This is a genomic window from Sphingomonas bacterium (assembly GCF_903643035.1).
GTDB lineage: Bacteria > Pseudomonadota > Alphaproteobacteria > Sphingomonadales > Sphingomonadaceae > Sphingomonas.
Map to the genome: position 1 here is coordinate 1 of NZ_CAHJWW010000308.1, position 3,062 is coordinate 3,062.

At 71.1% G+C, this 3,062-nt stretch carries 1 protein-coding gene and 1 pseudogene; both read right to left on the bottom strand.

Annotated elements, in window-relative coordinates; all coding sequences use genetic code 11:
- Positions 1–1,786 (bottom strand): annotated as a pseudogene (locus HUV01_RS14365) (DUF11 domain-containing protein); the annotation flags it as partial.
- A 79-nt stretch (positions 1,787–1,865) separates the two neighbouring features.
- The gene (locus HUV01_RS14370) at positions 1,866–2,972 is read right to left on the bottom strand and encodes a DUF11 domain-containing protein (RefSeq protein ID WP_174298890.1); all 1,107 of its coding nucleotides are present in this window, start codon (positions 2,970–2,972) and stop codon (positions 1,866–1,868) included.
- Positions 2,973–3,062: the final 90 nt, after the last annotated feature.

The window sequence follows — 3,062 nt, forward strand, 5'->3', positions numbered from 1 at the left end:
CGATCGGCAGCGCGGCGGGAGCGACGGCGGCCTTTCCGGTCGGCGCGAGCTGGAAGTCGACGCGCGCCAGCACGCCGCCCCCACCCTCGACGAAGCGAGAGATCGCGCTGCCGGCCTGGCGCGTGTCGGCGTCGCAGGCGACGGGCGCGTGGCTGGCGGGCAGCCCCGTCGTGTCGAGCTGGACGACGTGACGGCCCGGGCGTACGCCCTCGAAATGGTACAGCCCGTCGCGGTCGGTGACGGTGAAGGTGCCGTCTTCCAGCAGCAGGCGGACGCCGGGGATGCCGGGGCGATGATCGGCGGGGTCGCCGCAGCGGCCCTCCGTCACGCGGCCGATCACCGTCATCGCGTCCGAGAACAATAGCGGCCGGATGCGCACGGACGCCGCCGCCTCGTTGCTCACCGCGCCCTGCGCGTCGCGGACGGTCGCGCGGTTCACCACCTCGCCGACCGGCGCGCCCGGCGCGATCGAGACGAGGTAGGTGAGCTGGGTCGTGGCCCCGCCGGCGAGCGGCGGCAGCGCGAAATCCAGGACGCGCCCGTCGGCCGACACCGCCGGCTCGGCGTCGTCGCGCGTGGTGCCGACGCGGTAGCGCAGGCCGGGGGGCAGCGTATCGGTCAGATGCGTCGCGGGCGATGGCGTCGTCTCGCGGTTCGTGACCGCGATCCGGTACTGGACGACGTCACCGGGCGATGCGTCGCGGACCGAGGCGGTCTTGGCGACCAGCAGCGACGTCGGTCGCGCGATTGGCGCGTCGACCAGGTCGAGCGGGATGTCGGCGTAGAACGGGTCGGTGCCGGCCAGCGTCAGCACGCCGCCATAGCTGGCCGCGTTGAGCATGAAGGGCTGGCCGGTGGCGTCCTTCAGCGCGGCGACCAGCGCGTGGTCGCGCGTCGATGGGGCGATATAGGCGCCCGGCGGCTCGACCTTGAGCGTGTAGTTGCCCGGCGCCGCGAAGGGAAAACGGTAGCGCCCCGTGATCGCGGGGTAAGTGCGTCCGCTCGCGTCGGTGACCGCCGCGCCCGACACCATGGTCGAAGGATAGCGGCTGACACCGTCGTCGCCGTACACGACAGCGGGCTGCCCGCTCGCGTCGAGCAGCGTCACCCTGGCGCCGTCCACCAGCGCCGCCGTGCTCGAATCGAAGACGAAGCCCGCCGGATCGATCAGCAGCGACAGCGACGAGGCATAGCTATACTGGTCCTCGGCGAAGCTGACCGACACCGTGGCGCCGCGGGCCAGCGTGGGATCGCACGCGGCCAGTTCCGGATGGGTGCCGCCGGCCGGGATGCCGCTGGCGAAGACACCGCTGTCCGGCGCGGTTTCGAGCATCGACGACATGTTCGTCCGGCCGGCGAACTTGACGAGGATCTGGATCCGCTCGCGCACCGTCGGATCGTGATTGGCGCCCTGATTATCGAACGAGATGATGAAGGGCGTGTGGGTATCGATCGTGTCCACGACCGGCGCCCCGGCCAGCGTCGCGGCATCGATCGCCGCCGGCGTGACCGCCTGCGCGTTCGTGCCCGGGATCGGCTCACATTTCAGGCCGGTCATCTCGTAATCGATGGGAAGTAGGTGGAATTGGAACGAAGTCGGCCGCTTGGCGGGCTCGACGCCGAACGCGACGGTGTTGGACGACACCGCGCGTTCGGGCGCGTCCGGTGTGGCGCGATAGGTCAGCCGCGCGGTGTTCTCGACGCGCGCGACCTGCGCCGCCGCCGGCGCGAGCGCGCCGATGGCGGCGACGAGGCCGAGACGGAGAGGGACGCGGAAAAACGACATGCGGGTCCTAGCCCGGCGCGCGGGGCCGCGCGCCGGGAGGGAGGAGGTCCGGCCGGACGGCCGGCGTCGGGCGGACCGGTCAGTTGATGGTGACGCGGAACGCCGCCGCGAGCGACGTGCCGCCCGCGAGCAGCGGGATCGTCGCCGTCACGGTCTTGGAGGCTGCGGTGTAGCTGCCCCGGTACGGGCCCGTCGTGTTGGAGCCGTCATCCGCCTGCGCATAGCCGCCGGTGACGCAGACGCCGGCCGCGCCCAGCGCGCCGACCGTGATCGAGCCGGGCACATAAGTGGTGTTGGCCGGCATCACGTCGGTGAGCGTGACGTTGTTCGCCGCCGTCAGCAGCGTCGCGTTGGCGACGGTGAGGCAATATTCCACCACCGCGCCCGGCAGTGCCTTGGGGTTGAGCGCGTTGACGCCGTCCGACACGACGCGCGACGATTTGACGACGGACAGCGCGACATTGCGCGTGCCGACCTCGAACGCGGCATAGGCGCGCGCCTGACCGTTGCGGGCGATGTCGGGGCCGATGCCGTCCGAATCGTTGTCGGCGAAGACGACGTCGATCGTCGCGTCCTGGTTGAGGACGCTGAGGTCGGTCGGGACCAGCGGCAGCCCCTGCGTGCCGACGACGCCACCGGCGGCGGCGATCGCGTTGAGCGAGACCACCGCCAGGTTGGCGCCGGCCGCCGACGGGATGTCGGCGACCAGGAACACGACGCGCGAGGTGTCGGGCGCCAGCTCGTCGATATAGTTCAGCGTGTCGACACCCGGGTCGTAGACGCCGTTGCCGTTCGCGTCGACGAACACCCGCAGGTTGGTCACGTCGAAATTGTCGGTGCCGAGCTGGCCGCCGCCGGCGACGTTCTGCTCGGCCGCCAGCACGAAATCCTGCGTGCCGTTGGTGTTGTTGGTGACGCGGAACGTCGCCACCGCGCCGGTCTGCCCCAGATTGACCTGGGTGTTGGCGGCCTGTTCGGTGACGTTGGTCAGGTTGACCTTGCGGTCGACGACGAAGATGGCGGTGTTCGAGGAGGCGGTCTGCGCCGTGCCGTTGACGGTATAGCTCGCCTGCGCGGTGTTGGTGATCGTCGTGCCGGCGACGGTGCCGGATTGTGCATGGGCGACGCCGGCCCCGCACACGAGCGCGGTGCTCGCCAGCAGGAGGCGGGTCATGGTCCTGGTCATCACGGAATGCTCCTTGCGAATGGGTGGCGGCGCGGTCAGCGGATCGTCGCGCGGTACGAGAGTTCACCGCGCCCGCCGGGCGCGAGCGGG

Excerpts from the sequence above, each read along its gene's own strand:
- HUV01_RS14370 (WP_174298890.1), bottom strand. The coding sequence starts at position 2,972 with ATGACCAGGACCATGACCCGCCTCCTGCTGGCGAGCACCGCGCTCGTG.